Annotated in this window: 2 protein-coding genes and 1 tRNA gene; 1 reads left to right on the top strand and 2 read right to left on the bottom strand. The window is 56.3% G+C overall.

All coding sequences use genetic code 11. The features are described 5' to 3' along the window. Positions 1-296 (top strand): transposase (locus HKD24_RS15150; protein WP_194260970.1); only part of this gene is annotated, 296 nt, incomplete at its 5' end. Here the strand turns inward: HKD24_RS15150 and HKD24_RS15145 are convergent. Together HKD24_RS15145 and HKD24_RS15140 are read right to left on the bottom strand one after the other, a co-directional pair. Beyond that, the gene (locus HKD24_RS15145) at positions 283-717 is read right to left on the bottom strand and encodes a hypothetical protein (RefSeq protein ID WP_194260969.1); all 435 of its coding nucleotides are present in this window, start codon (positions 715-717) and stop codon (positions 283-285) included. The genes HKD24_RS15150 and HKD24_RS15145 overlap by 14 nt on opposite strands. 43 nt (positions 718-760) lie before the next feature. Continuing rightward, positions 761-837, bottom strand: a tRNA-Met gene (locus HKD24_RS15140). Between the last annotated feature and the right edge of the window lie 33 nt (positions 838-870).

Genomic DNA, 870 nt, shown 5'->3' with positions numbered 1-870 from the left:
TCCCGAACCCCAAAGCCATGCTGGCCGACCGGGGCTATGACAGTGACAGTTTCCGCCACGAACTGCTGGTCCACGGGATCCTGCCAGTCATTCCATCACGCAAAGGCCGCATCGTTTCCCAGAAAACAGACTGGCAACGCTATCGGGGCCGCAATCGCATCGAGCGGATGTTCAACAGGCTCAACCAGATGCGCCGTATTGCAACCCGCTACGACAAGACCGCCTTATCCTTCAACAGTTTCCTCAATATCGCCGCCGCAAAACTCTGGATTGGCTCTTTTGTCAACGTGACCTAATCGTCTGCGGATGGAAAAAGGGGCCGATCTGGTCGCTCTGAAATCTGAACTGCCCAAAATCGAGCGCGAACTCGACAAGGCCGTGCAGGCGATCCTCGACGGTTTTGCCAGCCCTGCTCTCAAGACACGCATGGAGGAACTCGAAGCCCGCAAGGCAGAAATCGAAACACAACTGGCCGATGCGCCTGCTCCACCTCCCCTGCTGCACCCCAACATGGCCGAGCTGTATCGCCAGAAGATCGCGTCTCTCCACAACAGCCTCCAGAACGAGGTCAGCAGAACACAGACGGTAGAAGCGATCCGGTCTCTGATCACACGGATCAAACTCATTCCTGAGAAGGACGAGCTCGGGATTTTTCTTGAGGGTGACCTGGCGGCGATGCTGGACTTTGCCACAAACAAAAAGAACGCCATGCGTCATGCGGACGCTGGCGTTCTTCAGTCGTTTATTGAACAGGATTCTATGGTTGCGGGGGCAGGATTTGAACCTGCGGCCTTCAGGTTATGAGCCTGACGAGCTACCGGGCTGCTCCACCCCGCGGTGGTGTTGGTGATGTTGGGGGATTTTTTGTGG

It is taken from the genome of Gluconobacter vitians (assembly GCF_015244565.1).
Classification (GTDB): domain Bacteria; phylum Pseudomonadota; class Alphaproteobacteria; order Acetobacterales; family Acetobacteraceae; genus Gluconobacter; species Gluconobacter vitians.
Note: the sequence above shows the minus strand (reverse complement) of the source record. Positions and strands in the feature narration are given on the sequence as shown.